Genomic DNA, 2,606 nt, shown 5'->3' with positions numbered 1-2,606 from the left:
CACAGTGCGCTTCATAATGCATCCCTCCATCAGATTCCGGGCAACCGCACGACTTTATCGTATTGATAATCTTCATAAAACTTGGGGCGTCGATCGACGACACCCTGCACCCCTATCCGGACAGCTTCCGAGGATAATGCTTCGACGGGAACCATCCACGGCGAGCCGGGAAGGATTTGCGTTGCAGGTAAAATTCCTCTCTGACCAGGCTTTTGGCCGATCCGACGCAAATACCGAGTTTCTCCGCCGCTTTCGTCAAGCTGATCATCGGTACGTCTCCTTTGGTGGCATCATATTCGGGAATTCCCAGGCGCTCGCGCATGTCACGAACCCGCACGGTCGTCCAGCTCTCGCCATCACCTGTCTTACAAAGCATCCTATTGAGGGAGACCGCGAGTTCCCGATCTGGCCAATGTCCGCCCAGTTTGCGCAGCGCCTCGACGGCCGATGGTGCGAGCTCGGCAGGATATCTTCCGGTCTTGACGCGCGCCACACGCACCTCTGTGTGCCGGCCACCGATCCAATGGATCAAGAGCACCGCCTCGTTGGTCGCATCATCGAGATCGCAAATAATCTCCTGAACCAGGATGTGGATGAGCCGCTGCTTCGTTCGCGTCTCCGTGGAGGGTGCATTCCATACGGTCGGCAAATCCTGGGCAAGCTGCAGGAGACGGCCACGATCGATGACGGGGCGTGCTGCTGACAGTGCAGACAGGTCCTTGATCTTGCGCTCAAGCACGCCTACTCGCTCCAGGGCATCATTCCATCGGGCCTCCAGTTCGCGTGCAACATGCCGCTTGGCCGGGTCCACAAGCTCATACCTGCGACTGGCCAACAGCGCTTCGTAGCGTGCGCCTTCGAGGTCCCGCTCGATTGCCGCAATGACATCTCTTCGGGACCGCTCGACTTGATCCGAGGCGAAGATTGCCGCTTCGACAGCACGGTCCGACACCGCTTCTAAAATCTGCATCGCAACGGCGCGATCGACCCTGACGCCGCCAATGCCGATACAAAGGCCGACACCCACATGAGCATCGTCGCCGCGGCACTGATAGCGATGGGCGTTGCCTTTTGCGCTGCCGTAGAAGACGCGCATCATTCGGCCACAGCGACCGCATCGCATCAGTCCCGTCAAAAGGGCACGGCCGCCACGCGCTGACTTGCGATCGCAATTCTTCTTCATGTGTGCGTTCTCGGTCAGAAGCTTGTGGTTCTCCTCATACTCTCGCCAACTGATGTAACCTTGATGATTGTCGCGCAACAGCACGCTCCATTCGTCCCTCGGCTTGCGCACCCCCGTAGCCTTGCGAGCGCGGCCATCGACGATCCGCGTTCGCTGCGCGCGTCTTCCGAAGGCATAGGCGCCTGCATAGAGTGGATTGTGGAGAATCTGCATGACGCTGTGGTAGGCCGGCGCCTTCCAGACAAGCTTGCAGACGTCGACATTGCGCAGAACGACCGGCATCTTGATATCGGCCGACCGCAGCCACAAAAAGACCTGTCGTCCACTTCCCAGCTCCCGGAATTTGGCAAAAACGAGCCTGATCGTCTCTGCCACATGTTCGTCCGGGTCAATCTCGATCTTGCCCACTTCGCTCCAGCACAAGCCCGGCGGCAGCATGAACCGCAGTTCCCCGCGTCCTGCCTTAGAATCACGTGCGGCGATGCCGCGCTGACGCATCAAGCTAAGCTCATACTCCGACATCGTGCCTTTCAATCCAAGCAGCAGACGATCGTTGACGAGCCGCGGATCATAGGCGCCATCCGGATCGATGACCAGCGTCCCCGCAAGCGCGCAAAGGTCGATCAGATGATGCCAGTCCCTGCCGTTGCGCGCCAGCCGAGACGCCTCGATACAATAGACCGCTCCTACATTGCCGGAGCAAACCTGTGCCACAAGCCGTTCGAATCCAGGCCTTTCCATGCTGCCTGAACCGGAGCGGCCGAGATCGTCATCGATTACGCTCACCGATGCGAAGCCGGTCGTTGCGGCAGCTCCAGCCAGATCATACTGCCGGCGCTGACTTTCCAGATTGCCGGTGACCTGAGTCATTGTGGACTGGCGGACATAGACCACAGCGGCGCGGCAAAGATGGTCAGGCGTGATCTTCGTGTTCATCAACGCCTCCCGTCTTCGTCATTCTGTTCGCTTCCAAAGCTTCCAGCAGAAGATCCGCCAGCGCTTCCACCAACCCTTTGACGTTCTTGACCGCTGGAACCTGAAGATTTTGGCGCTCCAACTGCAGAACGAGTTGGTCGCGATTTTGATGTCGCCTGCTTCGCATCACCCTTCTCCTTCTTCCTTGAAGGACGGGATTTTGCGCCTCGTGAGCGAGTCGCGTCGAACGATGCCAGCGCCGCTGCCAACTCGTTGAGGCCGGCGATGCTGATCTCGGGCAGCCCTAACGCCATTGTGGTGCAATAACTTTGATCGAACATCCAATTCGGCAATTCGCGGCACAGATCTGGACGCTCATCCGTGTAGATGCAGGTTAAGCTCTTGCCACGCCTGAACGGCGAGACCTGCACCTTCTTCCCGAACAGCGGGTGCCAAGGATAGGCAATCGTCGAAAAGCGAGAAACGTATGCAGAATGTCGGTAGTTGG

The 2,606-nt window shown here is 58.5% G+C and carries 2 protein-coding genes; both read right to left on the bottom strand.

Annotated elements, in window-relative coordinates; all coding sequences use genetic code 11:
• Positions 1 to 112 precede the first annotated feature (112 nt).
• On the bottom strand, positions 113 to 2,119 hold the full coding sequence (locus QN219_RS33640) for a recombinase family protein (RefSeq protein WP_284004738.1): 2,007 nt from the start codon (positions 2,117 to 2,119) through the stop codon (positions 113 to 115).
• The coding region (locus QN219_RS33635) for a hypothetical protein (RefSeq protein ID WP_284004737.1) at positions 2,119 to 2,606 on the bottom strand (488 nt) is incomplete at its 5' end. The genes QN219_RS33635 and QN219_RS33640, both read right to left, overlap by 1 nt.

This window comes from Sinorhizobium sp. 8-89 (genome assembly GCF_030124325.1).
Taxonomy (GTDB): domain Bacteria; phylum Pseudomonadota; class Alphaproteobacteria; order Rhizobiales; family Rhizobiaceae; genus Sinorhizobium.
This window is presented reverse-complemented; position numbering and strand designations above follow the sequence as displayed.

Bases quoted from the DNA above. Each gene is read 5' to 3' on its own strand.
- QN219_RS33640 (WP_284004738.1), bottom strand. From the start codon at position 2,119: ATGAACACGAAGATCACGCCTGACCATCTTTGCCGCGCCGCTGTGGTC.